Source organism: Kosakonia oryzendophytica (assembly GCF_027886705.1).
GTDB classification, from domain to species: Bacteria; Pseudomonadota; Gammaproteobacteria; order Enterobacterales; family Enterobacteriaceae; genus Kosakonia; species Kosakonia oryzendophytica.
Genome location: NZ_CP115659.1, coordinates 3,801,261 through 3,820,888, shown reverse-complemented (window position 1 = coordinate 3,820,888; position 19,628 = coordinate 3,801,261). Strand labels below are relative to the sequence as shown.

Annotated in this window: 16 protein-coding genes; 9 read left to right on the top strand and 7 right to left on the bottom strand. The window is 53.4% G+C overall.

What is annotated here, in order from left to right; all coding sequences use genetic code 11:
• The first annotated feature begins 15 nt into the window (after positions 1 to 15).
• The 3 genes from O9K67_RS18560 to O9K67_RS18550 all read left to right on the top strand — a co-directional run bounded on the left by O9K67_RS18560 (position 16) and on the right by O9K67_RS18550 (position 3,019).
• Entirely contained in the window at positions 16 to 981 is a 966-nt protein-coding gene (locus O9K67_RS18560; RefSeq protein ID WP_061496962.1) for a fatty acid desaturase, read from the top strand.
• The gene (locus tag O9K67_RS18555; RefSeq protein ID WP_061496960.1) at positions 947 to 1,762 is read left to right on the top strand and encodes a phosphate/phosphite/phosphonate ABC transporter substrate-binding protein; all 816 of its coding nucleotides are present in this window, start codon (positions 947 to 949) and stop codon (positions 1,760 to 1,762) included. The genes O9K67_RS18560 and O9K67_RS18555 overlap by 35 nt, the downstream gene beginning before the upstream one ends.
• A 165-nt stretch (positions 1,763 to 1,927) precedes the next feature.
• Positions 1,928 to 3,019, top strand: coding sequence for an NADH:flavin oxidoreductase/NADH oxidase (locus O9K67_RS18550; protein ID WP_061496958.1), 1,092 nt, complete (start codon positions 1,928 to 1,930; stop codon positions 3,017 to 3,019).
• Between the two features lie 45 nt (positions 3,020 to 3,064).
• Here O9K67_RS18550 and O9K67_RS18545 read toward each other — a convergent pair whose 3' ends face one another.
• From O9K67_RS18545 to O9K67_RS18525, 5 genes are all read right to left on the bottom strand, one after another.
• Positions 3,065 to 3,262 carry a hypothetical protein gene (locus O9K67_RS18545; RefSeq protein WP_061496956.1) on the bottom strand — a complete coding sequence of 66 codons (198 nt, stop codon included), beginning with the start codon at positions 3,260 to 3,262 and terminating at the stop codon, positions 3,065 to 3,067.
• Positions 3,263 to 3,437: 175 nt separating this feature from the next.
• Positions 3,438 to 5,087 (bottom strand): methyl-accepting chemotaxis protein, encoded by a 1,650-nt coding sequence (locus O9K67_RS18540; protein ID WP_061500096.1) that lies wholly within the window; start codon positions 5,085 to 5,087, stop codon positions 3,438 to 3,440.
• A 260-nt stretch (positions 5,088 to 5,347) separates the two neighbouring features.
• The gene (locus tag O9K67_RS18535) at positions 5,348 to 7,942 is read right to left on the bottom strand and encodes a bifunctional diguanylate cyclase/phosphodiesterase (protein WP_061496954.1); all 2,595 of its coding nucleotides are present in this window, start codon (positions 7,940 to 7,942) and stop codon (positions 5,348 to 5,350) included.
• A gap of 374 nt (positions 7,943 to 8,316) precedes the next feature.
• Positions 8,317 to 10,026, bottom strand: coding sequence for a pectate lyase (locus tag O9K67_RS18530; protein ID WP_061496952.1), 1,710 nt, complete (start codon positions 10,024 to 10,026; stop codon positions 8,317 to 8,319).
• Between the two features lie 69 nt (positions 10,027 to 10,095).
• A complete protein-coding gene (locus O9K67_RS18525; protein WP_061496950.1) occupies positions 10,096 to 10,797 on the bottom strand; it encodes an oligogalacturonate-specific porin KdgM family protein in 702 nt (233 codons plus the stop codon).
• Between the two features lie 839 nt (positions 10,798 to 11,636).
• Between O9K67_RS18525 and O9K67_RS18520 the strand changes: the two genes are divergently transcribed.
• Complete coding sequence (locus tag O9K67_RS18520; RefSeq protein ID WP_061496949.1) at positions 11,637 to 12,242, top strand: helix-turn-helix transcriptional regulator; 606 nt, start codon at positions 11,637 to 11,639, stop codon at positions 12,240 to 12,242.
• A gap of 39 nt (positions 12,243 to 12,281) precedes the next feature.
• Here O9K67_RS18520 and O9K67_RS18515 read toward each other — a convergent pair whose 3' ends face one another.
• Both O9K67_RS18515 and O9K67_RS18510 read right to left on the bottom strand, forming a co-directional pair.
• Positions 12,282 to 13,175: a proline iminopeptidase-family hydrolase gene (locus O9K67_RS18515; RefSeq protein WP_061496946.1), complete on the bottom strand. Its 894-nt coding sequence runs from the start codon at positions 13,173 to 13,175 to the stop codon at positions 12,282 to 12,284.
• Positions 13,176 to 13,259: 84 nt separating this feature from the next.
• Positions 13,260 to 14,015, bottom strand: a complete 756-nt coding sequence (locus O9K67_RS18510; RefSeq protein WP_061496944.1) for a LuxR family transcriptional regulator — start codon at positions 14,013 to 14,015, stop codon at positions 13,260 to 13,262.
• Positions 14,016 to 14,280: 265 nt separating this feature from the next.
• Here O9K67_RS18510 and O9K67_RS18505 point away from each other — a divergent pair, with 265 nt between their 5' ends.
• The 5 genes from O9K67_RS18505 to O9K67_RS18485 are packed head-to-tail and all read left to right on the top strand — an operon-like array spanning position 14,281 to position 19,567.
• Positions 14,281 to 15,219 carry an ABC transporter permease gene (locus O9K67_RS18505; protein WP_061496942.1) on the top strand — a complete coding sequence of 313 codons (939 nt, stop codon included), beginning with the start codon at positions 14,281 to 14,283 and terminating at the stop codon, positions 15,217 to 15,219.
• Complete coding sequence (locus O9K67_RS18500; RefSeq protein WP_061496940.1) at positions 15,216 to 16,061, top strand: ABC transporter permease; 846 nt, start codon at positions 15,216 to 15,218, stop codon at positions 16,059 to 16,061. Before O9K67_RS18505 ends, O9K67_RS18500 begins: the two co-directional genes overlap by 4 nt.
• Entirely contained in the window at positions 16,058 to 17,038 is a 981-nt protein-coding gene (locus O9K67_RS18495; protein WP_061496938.1) for an ABC transporter ATP-binding protein, read from the top strand. Before O9K67_RS18500 ends, O9K67_RS18495 begins: the two co-directional genes overlap by 4 nt.
• Positions 17,038 to 18,072 carry an ABC transporter ATP-binding protein gene (locus O9K67_RS18490; protein WP_061496936.1) on the top strand — a complete coding sequence of 345 codons (1,035 nt, stop codon included), beginning with the start codon at positions 17,038 to 17,040 and terminating at the stop codon, positions 18,070 to 18,072. Before O9K67_RS18495 ends, O9K67_RS18490 begins: the two co-directional genes overlap by 1 nt.
• Complete coding sequence (locus O9K67_RS18485; protein ID WP_061496934.1) at positions 18,053 to 19,567, top strand: ABC transporter substrate-binding protein; 1,515 nt, start codon at positions 18,053 to 18,055, stop codon at positions 19,565 to 19,567. The genes O9K67_RS18490 and O9K67_RS18485 overlap by 20 nt, the downstream gene beginning before the upstream one ends.
• The last annotated feature ends 61 nt before the right edge of the window (positions 19,568 to 19,628 follow it).

The following is a 19,628-nucleotide window of genomic DNA, read 5'->3' as shown; positions in this document are numbered from 1 at the left end:
CGAGCGTGTGCGTGAATGGCGAAAGGGCGTCCGGTTTATTTACATCAACAGCAGCGTGATTTTATCCGCCAGCTATCCCGTAGCTGGGTGTGGCGCAGCGAACTGCCTACCTGGGGCGTGATCATTGCGGTCTACAGCGGCTGGTTCGCCACGCTGGCCTGGTGGAAAACGCTGGGGCTGTTGCCTGCAACGGCGCTACTGGTGGTGCTTACCTGCTGGTATATGTCGGTCCAGCATGAGCTGATCCACGGTCACCCTACGCGTGTTGCCTGGTTCAACCAACTGCTGGGGATCCTGCCGCTGGCGCTCTGGTATCCTTACGGTCTCTACCGGGACTCTCACCTGGCGCATCATCGCAGCCATTTACTGACCCTGCCGGAAGACGATCCGGAGTCCTATTATTTTTCCCCTCATCGCTGGCAACACCTGTCGGGCTGGCGGCAAACGGTTATTCATTTACGTAATACTTTTATTGGCCGTCTGCTGCTGTCGCCGTTACTGGACATCGGGCAACTGCTGGCGGGCATGGTGCGAGCATTCCGCCAGCGACAAGGTAAAACGATAACCATGTGGATTGTCCATATGGCGCTGCTGGCTGTGGTTTTCACCTGGCTGGCCTGTTGCGACTTCCCGGCGCTGTGGTATGTGCTGATGGTGAGTTACCCGGCATTGGCTATCACTAAAATCCGCTCATTTCTTGAACACCAGGCAGCAGACGATCCGCTGGCGCGTTCGGTGATCAACGAAGCGGCGCTGCCGTGGCGCATCCTGTTTCTCAACCTGAATTATCATGCGATCCACCATGATTTGCCCGGTGTGCCCTGGTATGGTTTACGCACGATTTATCTGCGTGACCGGGCCGCCTGGCAGCAGCGTAATCGCGGTTTTCTGGTGCGCGGCTATAGTGAATGGTTACGGCGCTTTTTATTTTCCCCGGTGGACGTGAATGCACACCCTGGTTTCCCACAGCGCGATGAGTAATATTGCGTTGCCGATGTATGACCTGTGTCACCCGCACACGCGTGCACTGCTGGAGGCCTTACAAGCCATACTGGCGGACCACGGTCTGCGGGCGGAGCCCTGTTGGCCCGGCGATGATTTGCTTAACCACTGGCAACGGGATGATCTCTTACTCAGTCAGACCTGCGGCTATCCGCTGATGACCACCCTGAGCGGGGTGCAGACCGTAGGCTGTTTTCACTATCTGGCACCGGGGTGCGAAGGCATCCACTATCGCAGTCTGCTGGTGGCGCGCGAAGCGGATCGCGGAAAAGCGCTGGCGGATTTTCGCGGTCGCCGTGCCGTGTGCAATGCCGTGGACTCCCAATCCGGCTATAACGCCCTGCGCTATAGGGTTGCGCAGTTACCGGGGGCAGCGCATTTCTTTTCCCACATCACCATTAGCGGTAGCCACCGGCAATCGCTGGTTGAACTCCAGCAGGAAAAGGCGGATCTTGCTGCGATTGATTGCGTGACATACGCGCTGTTGCAACGCGACCAGCCCGCGTTACTCACGGGGCTGGCAGTGATAGGGCAAAGCCCGTTATCCCCAGGATTACCGTTGATCACGGCCAGGCAAACGCCCGCGAAGACCGTGGTGCTCTTGCAGTCGGCGTTGCGCCAGTTGGTGAGTGATGTGCGCTATCAGGAGCGCTGTGCGGCTGCGTTGATTGGCGGTTTCTCTCCGGTCACTCGCCAGGCGTATGTTCCCTTGTTGCAGTGGCGGGACGAGGCGGCGACGCGCGGTGTGACACAGTTATAACGACGGGATATTTCAACCGTTTTAGACAGGCTCTGAAAATGAAAAGCCCCAAAAGGGCACGTTCAGCCAACGACACGCCCGGGCATCCGGCGGAGAGTCACAGGCTGATAATGTTGTCTTTTGCTGTCCGGGCGCGTCATTGAACAGCCGGAATAAGGATGATGAATGAGCAAATTGTTTTCACCCGCTAAGCTGGGTCAGGTTGAACTGGATAACCGTATCGTCATAGCCCCGATGTGCCAGTATTCCGCCGTCGATGGGAAAGCCACCGCCTGGCACCGCATCCATTTGGGTAACCTGGCGTTATCTGGCGCGGGGTTGCTGATTATTGAGGCCACGGCGGTAGAGCCTGCTGGTCGCATCTCTCCCCAGGATCTCGGCCTGTGGGATGATGAAACGCAGGCAGCACTGCGTGAAGTTATTGAGGATATTCGCCACTATTCGCCGATAAAAATCGGTATCCAGCTTGGTCACGCCGGGCGTAAAGCTTCTGTCAGCGCCCCGTGGTCAGGCGGTAAGCAGCTCGCAATTGAAGAGGGGGGCTGGCAAACATTTTCTGCATCGAATCTGCCCCACGACCCTGCTGAACGTGCGCCGCGAGAAATGACAGCACAGGATCTGGCGCGGGTGAAACAGGGTTTTGTGGACAGCGCTCTGCGCGCGGTGGCGCTGGGCATTGAGCTTATTGAGATCCATGCCGCTCACGGCTACTTATTGCATCAATTTCTTTCGCCGCTCTCTAATCAGCGCAGTGACGAGTATGGCGGCAGTCTCGACAACCGGATGCGTTTCCCGCTGGAGGTCTTCCGTGCGGTGCGTGACGCGGTGCCTTCAGCGGTGGCGGTGGGGATTCGTATCTCCGCCACCGACTGGGTGGACGGAGGTTGGGATTTAGCTCAGTCAACGGTGCTGACGCAGAACATTGAGGCGGCAGGCGGCGATTATGTTCACGTCTCCAGCGGCGGGCTTTCGCCGTTGCAGAGCATTAAGGTGACGGCGGGGTATCAGGTGCCATTCGCCAAAGCACTGCGTGAGCAGACCCGGATGCCGGTGATTGCCGTTGGGTTGATTACGGAACCGCAGCATGCTGAAAGCATTCTCCAGCAGGGAGAGGCCGATCTGATCGCCCTGGCGCGGGGTGTGCTCTACGATCCCCGCTGGCCGTGGCATGCCGCAGCAGCGCTGCATGGTGCGGTGCAAATCGCGCCGCAATACCGGCGCGCCGAGCCGCATGGCGTGAAAGGTACAGTGAAATAACACACCCATGCCGGTTAAACAATCAGCCCCCGGGCGGGCTGATTGTCACACACCTTTACGCACCAGTTCCGCGGCTTTCAGAAAAATGTCACCTTCAACGCCGTCGCCCCGGTTTCTGCCTTGCCGTTCAATTTCTTCAATAATTGTGTCCCGGCTAATTGACCTGCGTTCTGCAACCAGGCCAATCACTGCTGCACCAATGGCTAATCCAATGAGTCCCGTCTGCTCATCATTGAACTTCATGCTAAGACCCTCTTGTTCTTTTCCGCACCTCAAAAAATTAGCACAAGGTTTATTTTTCGCCATTCTTAATAAATCTATATATATCAATTATATGTTGTAAATTATTCGTGGATTGAAGCCATAAAAAAACGCCTGAGGGGGGCCTCAGGCGCAGAGTCAATTAGGCTGAAAGGGGTCAGAACGACTGCCAGTTATCACCGGATGAGACCAGCGCCAGGTTGGCAGGTTTGCGTAAACTTTTACTGCTCTTCTCAGCGGTGTGTCGGCTCGGGCTTGCCCCGGAATCAAACAGGGCGATGGCTTTGTTTAACCGCTCAGCTTCTTTTTCCAGTGAAACGGCGTTTGCTTTCGCTTCCTGCACCAGCACGGCGTTTTGTTGCGTCGCGCCATCCATTTCGGTCATGGCCTGGCCGATCTGTTCGATCCCGCGGCTCTGCTCTTCGGAAGCAACGGAGATCTCGGTCATTAATTTATTCACCTGCTCAACGGAGGTGATAATTTTTGCCATGGCACCGCCCGCTTCCTGAACCTGACCAGCACCGGTTTGCACACGGGTGACGGATTCCTGAATTAATGTTTCGATCTCTTTCGCAGCCTGCGCGCTTCTTTGCGCCAATGCACGAACCTCGCTGGCGACCACGGCAAAACCGCGACCCTGTTCGCCTGCACGTGCCGCTTCTACTGCTGCGTTCAGTGCCAGCAGGTTGGTCTGGAAGGAGATGCCATTGATCACCGTGGTGATGTCAGCAATTTTCTGCGAGCTTTCGGAAATGCCGTGCATCGTCTTCACCACCGTGGCGGTGATTTCGCCCCCTTTCTGTGCGGTATGTTGCGCTTCTTCTGTCAGTTTGCGTGCGTCGCGGACGTTTTCGGCATTATTGCGCACGGTCGATGTTAACTCTTCCATACTGGCTGCGGTCTGCTGCAGCGCGGCAGCCTGCTGATCGGTACGCCCGGAGAGTTCATCATTACCTTCACGGATCTGGTTAGTGCTGCGATAAATGGCACCTGAACTATCTTGAATCGTTTCAACTGTGGTGCGTAAGCTTTCCTGCATGCTCCGAATATACGGAATCAATTGCCCGGCGCAGTTACGGCCAAACTCATTCAGTTCATGGTTAAGCTTGCCTGCCGTTAACAATTCCAGGTGACGTTTAATCAGGCCAATCGGTTTGACCAGGAAGCCCACCAGATAGCGGTCGGTGAGGAACAGCGTCAAAACACCGGCTATCAGCGCGCTGATCAGGACATATTTATTAAAGACCACCTGAGAACGGGTCTGATCAAGTAAGTCGTTGGACTGAATGGCCTGGGTATATTTTTCCGCAGTGGCGCCAAACTGTACGCTCAGCGGCGGGTATGTTTTACGAAACAGTTCGCGAAACTGATCGGTTTGTTTCGTTTGTGCGGCATTCAGCATCGGTACGATGCCATTATTCAACAGGTTTTCCCAGTCACGAACCATGGTATCAACCACTTCTTTGTCCACGCCGGGGTGCTGCGCCTGGCGAAACTTCGCCAGCATATCTTGTGTGATGGCCAACGCTTTACCGGAGGAGGCAAAGGTCTTTTCTGCGTTAGCTTCGTCGCCAGACTGTTGAAAATCTACTGCGCGTAACATCCGGGTTACTGAGCGGAAATACTGATCATTGCCTTTTACCAGTAATGAGTAGGCATTTTTTTGTTCAGCATTCTGCGTTAATAAATTATCGATTCTTGAGAAGTTCTGAAATGTCAGAAAGGTGGCCATTGCCCAGATAATGCTGAATAACGACAGAATAATCAGCAGCATTTTACGGATAGTTATATCGCGAAGTATTTTCATCATGTTTCCCCCGGTAATAGATATTACCCTTCAGGTTGGTTTGCCCTGCAGTCCGGCTATTTTACCCTCCTGGTTATCGTGACCAGAACGCCTCAGGCGTTTATAAAACGGTCTTTTGGTTTTTTGAAAAAGCGTTTTATGCTATAGAAATTGATTTAAATCAATTTACGGATAATAGAACATAAGAAATGGTAATTTTCCAGTAGTTTCGTCACAGAAAAAAATTATATTTGTAGTGAGTGGATTGATAATTAGCAGACTCAGCGTTTTTCTGTTGCTAATAAATTATTTTCAACGCTAAAATTTGCGTTAAGTTTAATTTTTTCCAGGGTTGTGGGGCGGCTAATAAAATAGCCCTGAACAATATCACATTGATAAGATTTAAGCTGTTCCAGTTGTTCCAGTGTTTCCACACCTTCAGCGGTGACCTCCAGATTATAATCTTTTCCGAGGCCAATGATTTTTTCCACTATTTTGTGTGCGGTTTCAGAATCGTTCATCCCAAAGACAAATGACTTATCAATTTTGATGCCGTCAAAGGGGAAACAGTTCAAATAATGCAGTGAGGCATAACCGGTACCGAAGTCGTCAATAAGTAATTTGACGCCTAATGATTTTAACTCATGCATCACTGATTTTGTGGTATCCGGCCCATTGAGCGTAATATTCTCCGTCAATTCTAACTCCAGCCTTGATGCCGGGAATGCCGCTTTCTGCAACGCATTTTTTACCCGTGAGACCATCGATGGATCCCGGCACTCAACAGGAGAAATATTAACGGAAACAGACATGTTTTCAAAGTGTTGCCCCACTTCTTCGCACGCCTTGCGCAATACCCAATCGGTAAGATCCACAATAATACCGGTCTCCTCCGCCAGCGGTATAAACAGATCCGGCATTAATAAGCCGTAACCCGGATGTTGCCAGCGGACCAGGGCTTCGACAGAGGTAATGCGTGAGCTCCGAAGATCGTAGCGCGGCTGGTATAACAAAAACAGTTGCCCCTCATTAATAGCAACGCGTAATTCTCTTTCAAGTTCACGGCGTTGTACGATTTGTCTCGCCATGTCAGGCTGATAAAAGACATAATTATTTTTGCCGGCGTTTTTAGCTTTATAAAGCGCAATGTCTGAGTAGCGCAGTAAATCTTTTGCGGTCAGTGCATCTTTTGGTAATTGTGCAATACCGATGCTGACACCAAGATGAATGTCATTGCCGTGAATAAATAGCGGCTGGTTAATTTCCGCAATGATCCGCTGACAGAACATCTGAATATCTTGTTCGTTTTCAACATCCGGTAAGATAACAATAAATTCATCACCACCCTGGCGGGCAACCAGGTCGGTGCTGCGTACACACTTACGTAATCTTTCTGAGACTTCGCTCAGTACTTTATCTCCCGCCGCATGACCGTACATGTCATTAATGGCTTTAAAATCATTAATATCAATACTCATCATGACCAGCGTTCCGGCCTGGGAATTGCTCGATAGCAGCTTACCATCCAGAAACTCTTTCATCATTAAGCGGTTCGGGAGCCCGGTTATTTCGTCGTGATGCGACAAATATTGAATCCGCGCATTGGTTTCCACTTCCAGTGTGACATCGGTAGCGGTGCCGCGAAAGCCAAGGCTACCATCCGCCAGCAATACACGCTTGAGCGTTAAGTTACAAAAGCGCGGGTTACCCAGCGCAGAGACATAACCACATTGCGAGAGGGTCAGGCAGTGACCAGGATGTGGTAACTCAAGCCAGGCGGCGAGAGTACTGTTTTCTCCGTCCAGAAAGTCGAGAAAACTGCGCCCCAGCCACTCTTCGATATGATTGCCGGTGACCACCGGAAAACGGGTGGAAATCCAGGTAAGTCGCAATTGTTCATCCGCTTCCCAGATCCAGTCGGTCGTGGTTTCCACCACATCGCGAAAACGGCGTTCGCTGGTGGATAGCGCCTGACGACTCTGCTCCAGCAGGAAGGTTTTTTCGTCGTTCATTCGCGCCCTGACTAATGCTTTACGCGCCAGACTCCAGGCGAAAAGCACGGAGGTTGTCATCAGCAGGACCAGCAGGGGAAGCACCCAGGTTAACAGCGTATCCGCCGGGTTTTTATTGTTCCATTGCAGCTCAAGTGATGTGTCGCCAACGTTAATCGTGGCTTTATTTTTGCCTTTGGCACCCGGTGTGGCGAGCGTAAGCTGATTAATGCCGTACTCTTCCCCCAGCCGCTGCAGTTTCGCGGGCGTTAATGTATCCATAAACACCATGAGCGAACGATCAGTCGGTCTGATAACGTCATCGGTATCGTCAGAGATGATCCAGGCCGCAGAAAGGATTGCTGGCATTCCGTTGCGCGTAACCAGATGCGAAATCGCCTGACCGTTGTTGGCCAGCAGCTCTTTTTTTAACGCATTAATGGGGTTAAAGCCGAGAGCTTGCTCAAGCGAAATGGTCTGCAACTGCCCGTCAACAACGCTGTAAGGTGTGGTGCCTGTCGGCGAGATAACAAATACGCCGTCATAACCAAATTTGGTGTATAGCGATGCCCCCAGATTTTTCTCATCCCACGCCCACTGCGTGTTTATCTGGCGATGCAAATTATCATACGCTTCGTCCCAGTCTGCGTTATCGGCGAGATGCAACCGGATGTTTTCCTGCGTATTTTCAAGCGCTTTGACTAATAAATGGGTGTCACGCTTATAGGTCGTCTGAATTAAGTCATTTTCTGTTTGAATCAGTGCAAACAAGATGGTCAGAAAAATAAAACTCATCAATGAAACCATCAAAATGATGGTTTGTTTCATGATGCTATGTGTGTTGCCGGTCTGAGGATAGGGCGTTTTGCCATCAGCTATACTCATACAATACCCTGTAAAACTGAGATCGTTCTGGTTCTTATCATCATTAACGGCAGATTGATGCATTTATTTAATACATTATGCCTGTTAATTGAGTATGAGCCTGTTTTTATGATGCGGCTGTTTTTTATTTTTGGGCACGGGAGATACTCTCGTTAACATTAATTTAGATTAAGTCAAAATAGTTAGAGTTAATTGAGTAACAACCATAATGGATGCGTTTTTTTTATTGTTTTGAATTTTCTGGTTTTTATTTCTTTTAAGAAAAAACGCAAACCGGAATGTGAAAGCCTTTTTATTATTTTGGGTGCGGTGATGGCACCGGACGATAAGGCAGTAATCCCTCCCACGGCGACGCCGTGAGAGGGTGAAATGGGTTATTTTTTCCCGTTCGGTTTTAGCTGCTCGCCGGGTTTCAGGCTGAACAGTTCATCATCACGCGTTGAGTAACGTACACTGCCATCGTCGAGGCGATAAGCCCCTTCGGTGAAACCCGCGCCATTCAGGAACGGGGCGACAGCATCCGGTTTCCCACGAAACGCGGCTTCCAGCGCCAGCAGGGCGTAAGGCGCGATGTTATCGATGTTGGCGTAGACATAGCCAGGATCGTCAACAAAGAAACCGTTCAGACGTTTGCTGGCGAGGATGTTATTCGCTACTTTATCCGCCAGTTCAAGGTAGCTTTTATTGCCGGTGGATTGCGACAGGTCGATCAGTGCGAAAATGGCGTACGGTTCGCTGTTTTGGGTATTCAGATCCAGCTTGCTGTTTTTACCGCCTGGTTCGCCAATGTCTCCCAGCCCCTGGCCCTGCGCAATGCCGCGCGCCACTTTCCATATCTCCGCGTCCTGCTCCAGCGTCCAGGCGCGGGCGTAAGAGAGCAGAAACTCGTTGCCTGCCGGATAGGGTTTAAGCACCGTTCCTTTTTTACCGTAGTAGCCATCGCGTTTGAGCACGAAGCCCGAAAGATCGGTGCCGTTAGCCAGCATCGGGCGGAAGCTGTTGGTCTGCGCATCATAGGCGTAGTGGGCGAAGGCTTTCAGGCCATCCAGCGTCCATTTTTTAATATCCTCGCCGTCGCGTCCCAGCGATTTTGCCAGCGCCAACTGCATTAATGCATTTTCCGAATAGAGGGTGCTGGTGCGGCCTTTCAGCATCATATTGCCTTCCAGCGCGTCCGGGCCGAATTCCGGGCCAAACTGACGCTGTGCGCGATCGCCATATTTCGAGTGGGTATCCGTGTCGTCGGTGGTTTCAGCGCGTTTCAGCGCCTGGGTGAACTGATAAACGCCCAGTCCGGTCTTTTTATCGCGGGGCAGCACGTACTGTTGCGCCAGTCGCTTCGCCCAGGTCAAGGCACCTTGTTCATGATCGTATTGCCAGAGCAGGGAAGCGGAATAGATCAGGTCGTTCCCGGCATTCAGGAAACTCAGCCCCTTGGTGGCGAAGAACGGTGGCTGTTGTTCAAAATCGCTGGCCCACAGCTTGCCCATTGCTTTGCCGTATTCGCCATGACGACTGGTTTCAAGTATTTTCCAGTCATAAACATGCGCATTCCAAAACGCGCGGATAAAACGTGCGGTGGCGGGTTTATCAACGGCAAACATCAACTCGTAGTACGGGTAGGCATTTTTCAGCTCATGCACTTTCTCTTTTTCGCTGGGCCCTTCCGGTTGCAGCGTCTTTAGATCAATAAAGCGGTGCCCGCCCCAGAGCAGCAAGCCGCTCTTATCCTGATAGTGTTGGAAATAGTAGCGCACGTTGTTTTCGGCGAGTTGCTTGTAGGTCGGATCGCCGGTCAAATTACTCAGCCCCACCAGGACGCGCATCAGGTTCTGCTGCGCCGAAAAGTTTGACAGCACGGCGGTTCTCCCGTCGGGGAAGATCCACACCATCTGCTTGCCGGTGCGCGGATCCACGCCATTTGCCAGCAACGGTACGCCAGGGTGCTGTTTATCGCCAGCTTTATCAATAACCGTATCGGCAAAGGTTTTTACGCTGCTCAGTCGTGCGCTCTCCTGTGCCGCGGCGTGATAAGAGAAGAGGCTTACCAGACTCATTGTGAGCGCCAGTGTTGAACGTTTCATTTTTCATCTCATCCTAAAAAGGGATTTCCACCGAAATCCCTGAATCATTTGGACAACCTGCCCCTCACATCAGAAGTTATATTTCACACCTACACGATAACGGGTCTGACGTTCATCGGTGTATTTACTGCCGGACACGTTGCCTACAGCAACGTAAGGCGACCAGTTTTTATCCAGCTTGTAGGTTAATTTAAAATCATGTGACCAGTCATAGTTTTCGTTGTCGGCAATCAGGACACCCGCAGAAGTGGCGTGTTTGTAATCCAGTTCGTAGTCGAGCTGGTAATCATTAAACAGTTTCCAGGAGATGACAGCAGTCAGGTTGTAGCCGTTTTCGCTGGTCTCTTTTGTGGTGCCGATATTGCCGGAGTTGCGCTTATAGTAAGGGCGGTAGCGCAACGTGGCACCGACATCGCTGGTGATGTTCATTTTTCCGCGCAGATACGGGCGGTAATTGTTAGAGTTGGAACTGGAATCCAGTGAGAACCCCGGCTCAATCTGAAACGTGGGGTTGATTTTATAAACATAGCTGGCAACCACTTCGGTGCCGTTGCTGACCGTTTCGTGATAAGCCTTGTCTTTATTCTGCGAACCTTTCCATTTGCCCTCCAGCGACAAACCAAAACCATTGGCAAAACGGTGTGACATTAATAAACGGTCTTTGTGGTTATTTCCTCCGCTGTCATTAATTTCATGACGATAATCAAATGTCACAGCATGGGCGGCAATGCTTATTAAAGGTACGGTAACGAATAAAAGCGTGCGTAACATAAAAACCCCTATTATTTATAGTCAAAAGGTACAAGGTGTCCTCTGCAAAATTGCAGATGATTTAATTCAATGAGGAGTGGATAATTCACTCTCATTGCAAAGTGATATAATTAGCAAGTCTAATTATTATGCCGAATATAGTTACCGGTTATTGCTAAAGATAACCGCGGCGAGACTGCATATTTAAAGTGGCGTGTGGTGCCGGGTGCCTCCCGGTGAATTGCAGGCCGATCTCCACAATTCGTCCATAAAAATGGAACCTCATTGAGGTTAATTTCCTATCAGCATGACCCCACCGCTTAGGGGGATTCACCACACAGAATATGTTGTTAAGGATCATTGAATCATTACTCAGTAACGGGTTTCTTTGTTTTAATCGATAACGATGAATTAACTGGAATGGACTTTTACACAATTTGAAATGATGTTTTGAGACTAAGATCGAACTTTAAGGAGAGAATAAAAAATAGAAAAATACGGTTATAAAGATAATCTCATTGAAAATAAATAATTTAAAATCAAAAATTTATATGTATTTTGTGTGGAGATTTACATGGCCGTTATAATGATGTTTTGGGGGGTAAATAAATGGCGTGATAAATTTATTCCTGGAATAAAAAGCGAACATTTGACAAAAAATGCAATACACTGGGAACATCGATAAGCGAGACATAAGAGACATCATCACCGCGTTGTTCTCTTTGCCGCATAAACAAAGCCTCAACAAGCCAGTTCTGGCGAGTTGATCTGCCTGACAACATCAAGAACAATCAGGAAAAACAGTAAATGCCTCCGTCTTCGGAGAGCCAAAATAAAAACATTACCTCTGGAGTACCTACATGACAATCTATGGGAAGGATCGCCTTTTCATTTATGGAATTGAAAAAATACTCAGGGAACTGCGTCTGGAAAATCGTCGCCATTCCCGCAACAGCGAATCGGCAATATACGTGACCACGGGTATGGATATTGTGGAAATGTACGCGTTGTTTTTCTCTCATCCCCCCGGTCATTACGCCATTTTTATCTCTTCCGAACGCCATTTTGATTCGCTCACACTGCTTTTCCCCGGACTGGTAAAATTGTGCCTGGCGGAAAATATCCGCCCTGAAGAATTGCGTCAGGCACTAAACGTAATGACACTCCTGTCGGAGCAAAACCGACATCCTGGTTATCACCACCGCACCTTCAAATTCACCCGTGCCGAACAACAGGTCATGCGATTATTGCTGCGTGGGCATTCAGTAGATGATATCGCCCGCATTCGCGGCGTGAGCCCGACTACCGTTAGCGTGCAGCGTAACGGCATGATGAAGCGCACCGGCACCCGTAGCCTGCAGGAGTTGTGCTCGGTGTATGCCGCCATGCGCAGTGGCGCAGAGCGGCCATCGGCTAATAGCGCTGCGGGCGTAAAAGCGTTAAAAAAAGCGCCTTGCGGCGCTTAAAAAAGAACAAACACAATCAACACGGTGTTGCGAAGTACATCAACAGGTTTTCGCTAAAAAGTCACTGACGGTCTTCATGCACAACTGCCGCTCTTCGACATGGGGCATATGGCTGGAGGATTCAAATATCACCCATTGCGCCCCGGTAATATTGTCCATAAACGGTTGAACGACTTCCGGTGTGGCTTCATCGTAGCGCCCGGAAATCAGCAGCGTTGGCGCGCGAACCCGGTGCAGCCTGTCGATAATCGTCCAGTTCTTCATACTGCCGATAACGTGAAATTCCGTCGGGCCATTCATTGCGTGGTACACCGTGGGGTCGGCATCCATCGCCGCGAAGGTGCGTTTTACCTCGTCAGGCCAGGGGGAGAGGCGACAAACGTGGCGCTGATAAAACACCTGACTTGCGGCTTTATAGTCCGGGCTGTCCAGCGTGCCCGCCGCTTCATGTTTCAGCAGTGTTGCCTGTACATCCGGCGGTAGCTCTGCCCGCAGCTTTGCCGCGCCCTCCAGCCATAACGCCATCGACGCCGGGGAGTCAGCAATGATCACGGCTTTTAAGCCCTGCGGTTGATTTACCGCGTGCTCCGCCGCCAGCATGCCGCCCCAGGACTGGCCGAGCAGCGCGTAATCATCGGCAATTGCCAGCGTGTGCAGTAAATTGTTCAGTTCGTCGAGAAACAGCGAAGGGTGCCAGAAATCCGGGCTTTTATGCGGCAGATGGGTCGAGCGACCATTACCCAACTGATCGTAGTGGATCACTGCGCGCCCGGTTTCGGCGATATCTCTGAAGGCGTCGACGTAATCGTGGGTGCAGCCCGGTCCGCCGTGGGCGACAACCAGCGGCGTCTGTCCGTTGTGCAGATCGCCGCAAATGCGAAACCAGGTCTGGTATTCCCGGAAGGGGGCATAGCCTTCGCGAATGGTGTACATGAATGACGTTTACCCTGTTAAGTGAACCGACTTTCAGGTTAGAACGTCGACGGCACGACTGAACACTAGCAAAAATGCTAGTTCTTAACTGTCCAGCAAACGGTAGTGCAATGCGCGGACCACCGCCTGCACGCGGTTTGTCGCGCCGAGTTTTTTGGCGGCCGTGTTCAAATGCAGCGTGACCGTCGCTACCGAACGGTGCAGTTTGCGGGCAATCTCTTTAGCCGTCAGTCCTTCTGCGGACCACGCCAGGCATTCGCGCTCGCGGTTGCTCAGTTTGACATGGCGACAGGTGCGCATTGAGGCGTCGAACAGCGGAAACGCCGACTCCTGAAAGCGGTGCGCGAGAAACGTCAGTTGCGCCAGCGTATCGCTGATATCCCGCTCCTGCTGCTGGCGGGCAACAATACCGGTCAGCGTAACAAACCCGCCATTTGGCAGATGCAACGGCACCGTCGCGCCGCACGGCATATTGTGATCGCGCATATAATGGGTCACTTGCCGTGCGGCGTTATCCAGCCGTCCCTGCAACACGCTGCGATCCGGGCGTTGATAGGACCAGACAAACGGCGCGCAGCTTTCCAGCGCAAAGTGCTGAACCGGGTCCACCTGGTAGTAACCCCGTTCACACCACAGCTGGCGCATGTCTTGCGGTACATTGCGCATTTCCAGCAGCGAGGGCGTGATAAGGTCGCCTTCCAGCGAGCGCGGAACCGGCGTGTAGTCATAAATCACCGCATCAAAACCCAGGGCTTGCGTTTGCGCGAACAGCCCGTCGAAAGCCTCTTCCAGCCTGTTGACGTCCGCAGCGGCAGGACGTTCGATTTCAACCCGCATCATTACCCCCTCACGTTACGTGCCGCCATGCCACGGGCATGGTTTGTGCAAATTCACCGTCACCTCAACGAAGGTATGCAATTCCGGTGCCGCCCGTGAGAGGACGCAAAACTAGTATTTTTGCTAACTACCCAGCTCCCGGCGATGCCGTTAGCGTAAAGAAAACGCCCGGACAACCGGGCAGTACGCAGATCATTCAACGTGTGTTGCACCAACGCAGGGCGCTTTTTCTACCGCTTCCGACATGCTGCACCACAGGAGTTCGCTGATGCATCGTTACCGATTTTTGTTATTCCGCCCGCTGCAACTGCTGCCGGTATTACTGGGGATCAGCATCATTACGTTTGCGATGGTGCGGGCGATCCCCGGCGATCCGGCGCGTATTTTGTTGGGCGTGCGCAGCACCCCGGAGGCACTGGCGCGCATTCGTGCGCAATTCGGGCTGGATGAACCGTTGTGGGTACAGTACGGCTACTTTCTGCGCAATCTGTTACAGGGTGAACTAGGCAAATCCATCGTTTACCGCGTCGATACGCTCAAACTCATCAGCTCGCGCATTGAGCCCACGCTGTGGCTGGTACTCGGCAGCGTCGTGCTGGCCGTGTTGTTGACCGTACCGCTGGCGGCGCTGGCGGCGCGGCAGCGAGGACGAGTCGCCGATCAGTGCATTCGCCTGTTCACCACCGCCGGGCTGGGTTTTCCCGCCTTCTGGCTTGGCATCATGCTGATCATCGTTTTTAGTGTGGTGCTGGGCTGGTTCCCGGTGTCGGGCTACGGCAGCGATTTTACCGACCAATTGCACCATATGGCATTGCCCTGTCTGACCGTGGCGCTGGCGCTGTCAGCGGTGCTGATTCGTAACCTGCGCGCCAGCCTGCTGATGGAGATGAACAGCGATTATGTGATTGCCGCCAGAGCTCGCGGACAGCGCGAAAACCGCATTTTCTGGCGTCATGTCTTTCCCAACTCGCTGGTGCCGACTCTCAACTTACTGGCAGTCAATATTGGCTGGCTGATTGGCAGTACGGTGGTGATTGAAAGCGTGTTTGCCATTCCGGGGCTGGGGCAACTGCTGGTGAAAGCGATTTTCAGCCGCGATTACATGGTGGTGCAAGGGGTGGTGATGGTCTTTGCGCTGGCCACGGTGATGGTCAATCTGCTGGCGGACGTGTTGACGGTGGCGCTGGATCCGAGGGTAACACTATGAATGCGATAGCGGCGATTGCCGGTTTACGGCGTCGGGTTTTGCCCCGTCAGCATGCGCTCAGCGCCGGGATTATCATCGTGGGCTTATGGCTGCTGGCCGCACTGCTGGCACCCTGGCTGGCGCCATTTGATCCCATTGCGCAGGATGCCGCCGCCAGTTTACTGCCTCCGGGCCGTGTTCATCTGCTCGGCACGGACAACTTCGGTCGCGACATCTTTTCCCGCGTGGTATGGGGCGCACGGGTGGATCTGCAAATCTGCCTGTTGGGGGTGCTGTTCCCTTTTATGCTCGGCACCACGCTTGGCGCACTGTCGGGGTATCTCGGTGGCCTGGCGGATGCAACGATCATGCGGGTTATCGATATTGTGCTGGCGTTCCCGTTTCTGGTGCTGATGCTGGCGATCATCGCCATCCTCGGGCCAGGGCTTGGCAGTTTTTATATCGCCATGGCGATGGTGGGTTGGGTCTCTTACGCCCGGTTGGTGCGTGCGCAGGTGCTGACACTAAAACAGCGGGATTTCATTCTGGCGGTACGCAGTCTTGGTTATGGGCATTCGCGTATTCTGTTTCGCCATCTGTTACCGAACGCCCTGACTGGCGCAGTGGTGTTTTCCATGTCGGACTGTGTGCTGGTGCTGCTGAACGGTGCGGCGGTCAGTTACCTCGGCCTGGGTGTCCAACCGCCCACAGCGGAGTGGGGGGTAATGGTGGCGGAAGGGCAGAGCTTTATTACGACCGCATGGTGGATAACCACCTTTCCGGGGCTGGCGATCGTCCTGCTCGCCATGGGGTTCAGCCTGATTGCCGATGGCCTGGGTGACAAACTGGGAGAGCGAGTATGACCTTGCTGAAGGTAACGCAGTTAACCATTTCCCGCACACCAGGTATTGCGCTGGTGGACAAGGTCTCTTTTCAACTGAACGCCGGGGAGATGCTGGGGCTGGTGGGGGAGAGCGGCTCCGGGAAAACGGTCACCTGCCGGGCGTTGATGCGTTTGCTCCCCGGCCAGGGGTTGCAGATCACTGGCGGCGAAGTGGTGCTCGGCGGGCGGGATATTTTGTCGCTCAGTGAAGCGCAGATGTCGGCGGTGCGTGGGCGAGAAATTGGCATGATTTTCCAGAATCCCGCCAGCCACCTTAACCCGGTGATGACAATTGGCGATCAGATCGCGGAGAGCCGCCGCCTGCATTTTGGCGTCAGCCGGGCGCAGGCGCGAGAGGACGCTAAAGCATTGTTGCGCCAGGTGGGCATTCCGGATCCGCAAAATCGGGTCAACAACTATCCCCACGAGTTTTCGGGCGGTATGCGCCAGCGGGCGATGATTGCCGTGGCGCTGGCACCGGAACCGTCGCTGCTGATTGCCGATGAACCGACAACTGCACTCGATGTCACCGTACAGATGCAGATCCTGCGCCTGCTGAGCGATCTGCGTCAGCAACTGGGGGTGGCGATGATCATGATCACCCACGATCTCGGCGTGGTGGCACAAACCTGCGACCGTATTGCAGTGATGTACGGCGGGCGGCTGTGCGAGGTGGGCAGCAAACGCGACGTGCTGGCGCAGCCGCTGCATCCTTACACTCGCGGGCTGATTGATTGCCAGCCGTTAAGCGACGGCGGGAAGGGGCGCTTTGTCACCATTGATGGGCAACCGCCGATGGCCGATCGGTTTCCGGTGGGGTGTCGTTTTCATCCCCGCTGCCAGCGGGCCAGTGCTGATTGCCAACACCAACCTGCGTTGCTGACCAGACGCGACAGTCTGAGCCATGCGGCGGCCTGTCATCACGCTTTACAGCCACTTACACACCGGGAGAGATAATGTCCACTTCTGCCACCTGGCCGCTGCTGGAGGCGGATAACGTCTCAGTGACGTTTCCGGTTTCCGGCGGTCTGCTAAGTAAAAAACGCGTCGTCCAGGCGGTGAGCCAGGTGACATTGGCCCTTCATGCCGGGGAGACCCTCGGTCTGGTGGGCGAGTCCGGTAGCGGCAAAAGCACGCTTGGCCGGGCGTTATTACAGCTTGAACGAGTTTCCGCAGGCGACGTGCGTTTTGATGGACACCGTATTACACACGGCCTGAAGAGCGACGTGGCACGTTTACGTGAGCAAACGGCGATGATTTTTCAGGATCCTTTTGCCTCGCTCAATCCGCGTCAGACGCTGGGCGAAAGCATTGCCGAAGTGCTGCGGGTTCATCAAAAAGTCCCACGCCATGCGGTCGCAGCCAGGGTGGCGGAACTGCTCACGCTGGTAGGGTTACGCCCGGAGCAGGCCAGTGCCAGACCTGGGCAGTTGAGTGGTGGTCAATGTCAGCGTGCAGGGATCGCCCGCGCGTTGGCGATTGAACCCCGATTGATTGTGGCGGATGAGTGCGTTGCCGCGCTGGATGTCTCGATTCAGGGGCAAATTGTCAATTTGCTGATGGATCTGCGCGACAAAATGGGGCTGGCGATTCTGTTTATCGCCCACGATCTGGCGATTGTCCGCCGCTTGTGCGATCGGGTGGCGGTGATGTACCTCGGGCGCATTGTTGAAGAGGGGCCTGCGGAAGCGGTATTTACCCGGCCCCGTCATCCTTATACCGCGGCGCTGGTTGCCGCGATTCCGGAAATCGATCCGGATAAACCGTTACCGGACACGGCGCTGGGTGGCGAGCCGCCGAGTCCGATTGCTGTTCCACAAGGCTGCGCTTTTCATCCGCGCTGCCCTTACGCGCAGGTGCAGTGTCGCACCGACGCTCCTCCCACCCGGCAGATAGCCGATCACGCCTGGACCTGTGTGCTCACGCATGCAGGCGATAAGACGGTTTTTCCTTTAACTGAGGGATCCTTTGATGAAGCACAAGCATGTTAAGTTTTTGACGGCCAGCGTGTTCCTTGCGCTGAGCGTGGTGAGCGAAATGGCGCAGGCGGCCGGGGTGTTAACCATTGGTCGTCGTGAAGACAGTACCACCTTCGATCCGATCAAATCGGCGCAAAACGCCGACAACTGGGTATTTTCCAACGTTTTCGATCCGCTGGTGCGGGTGGATAAAACCGGCACCAAACTGGAGCCCGGCGTCGCGGAAAGCTGGAGCGTTTCACCGGATGGCAAGGTCTATACCTTTAAAATTCGCGATACCCAATTTTCCGATGGCACACCGCTTACCGCCAGCGATGCGGCGTTCAGCTTGTTGCGCATCCGGGATGATGCCGGATCGCTGTGGCGCGACTCTTACAGCATTATCGCCAGCGCCGAAGCGGCGGACCCGCGTACGCTGGTGGTGACACTGAAATCCCCGTCTGCGCCGTTCCTGTCGCAACTGGCGTTGCCAAACGCGTCGGTCATCTCCGAGAAAGCCTTAAAAACAGAAGGGGCGGAAACCTTTGCGGAAAAACCGGTGGGTTCCGGCGCGTTTAGCGTCAAGGAGTGGGTGCGCGGCGAAAAAATCGTGCTGGTGAAGAACCCACACTTCTGGCAGGCGAAAAATGTCAGCCTTGATGAAGTGGACTGGTTAACCATTCCGGATGACAACACCCGCATGCTGAAAGTGCAGGCCGGGGAGCTGGATGCTGCACTGACGGTGCCCTTCTCGCGTATTGCGTCGCTGCAAAAAGACGGCAATCTGAAGGTGGAATTAGATCCCTCAACCCGTGAAGATCATCTGCTGATTAACCACTCACATGGGGCGCTGGGCAACGTGGAGGTGCGTCAGGCGCTGGATTTCGCCATTGATAAAGAGGCCATCGTGAAAACCGTGACCTTTGGTTATGGTCAGGTGGCGAATTCGTATATCCCCGCGGGGGCGGTCTATCACTACAACGATAACCTGCGCCGCGCTTACGATCCGGAAAAAGCCAAACAGATGCTGAAAGCTGCGGGGGCGTCGGATCTGACGCTGAACTATGTGGTGAACGCAGGGGACGAGGTGGACGAACAAATCGCCATCCTGCTGCAACAGCAACTGGCGAAAGCGGGCGTGAAGGCAAATCTGCAGAAAGTCGATCCGAGCCAGAGCTGGGATATGCTGGTGGCGGGTGAGTACGATATTTCGGTGATGTACTGGACCAACGATATTCTCGATCCGGACCAGAAGACCACTTTTGTGCTGGGCCATGACACCAACATGAACTACATGACGCGCTATAAAAACGACACGGTGAAGGCGCTCGTGGCGGCCGCCCGTGTTGAAATGGATGCGAAAAAGCGCGAGCAGATGTATATCGACCTGCAAAAAATGGCGAAAGCGGACGTGAACTGGATCGATCTCTATTACAGCCCGTACCGCAACGTTACCCGGAAAAATATCGACGGTTTCTACCAGAACCCACTGGGGCGTTTCTTCCTGGAAGATACGGTGAAGAAATAAGCGCCAGCCTGAAAGCGCGGCGTGTCCCCGGTTAGCAGGCGTTTGCTAACCGGGGAGAGGC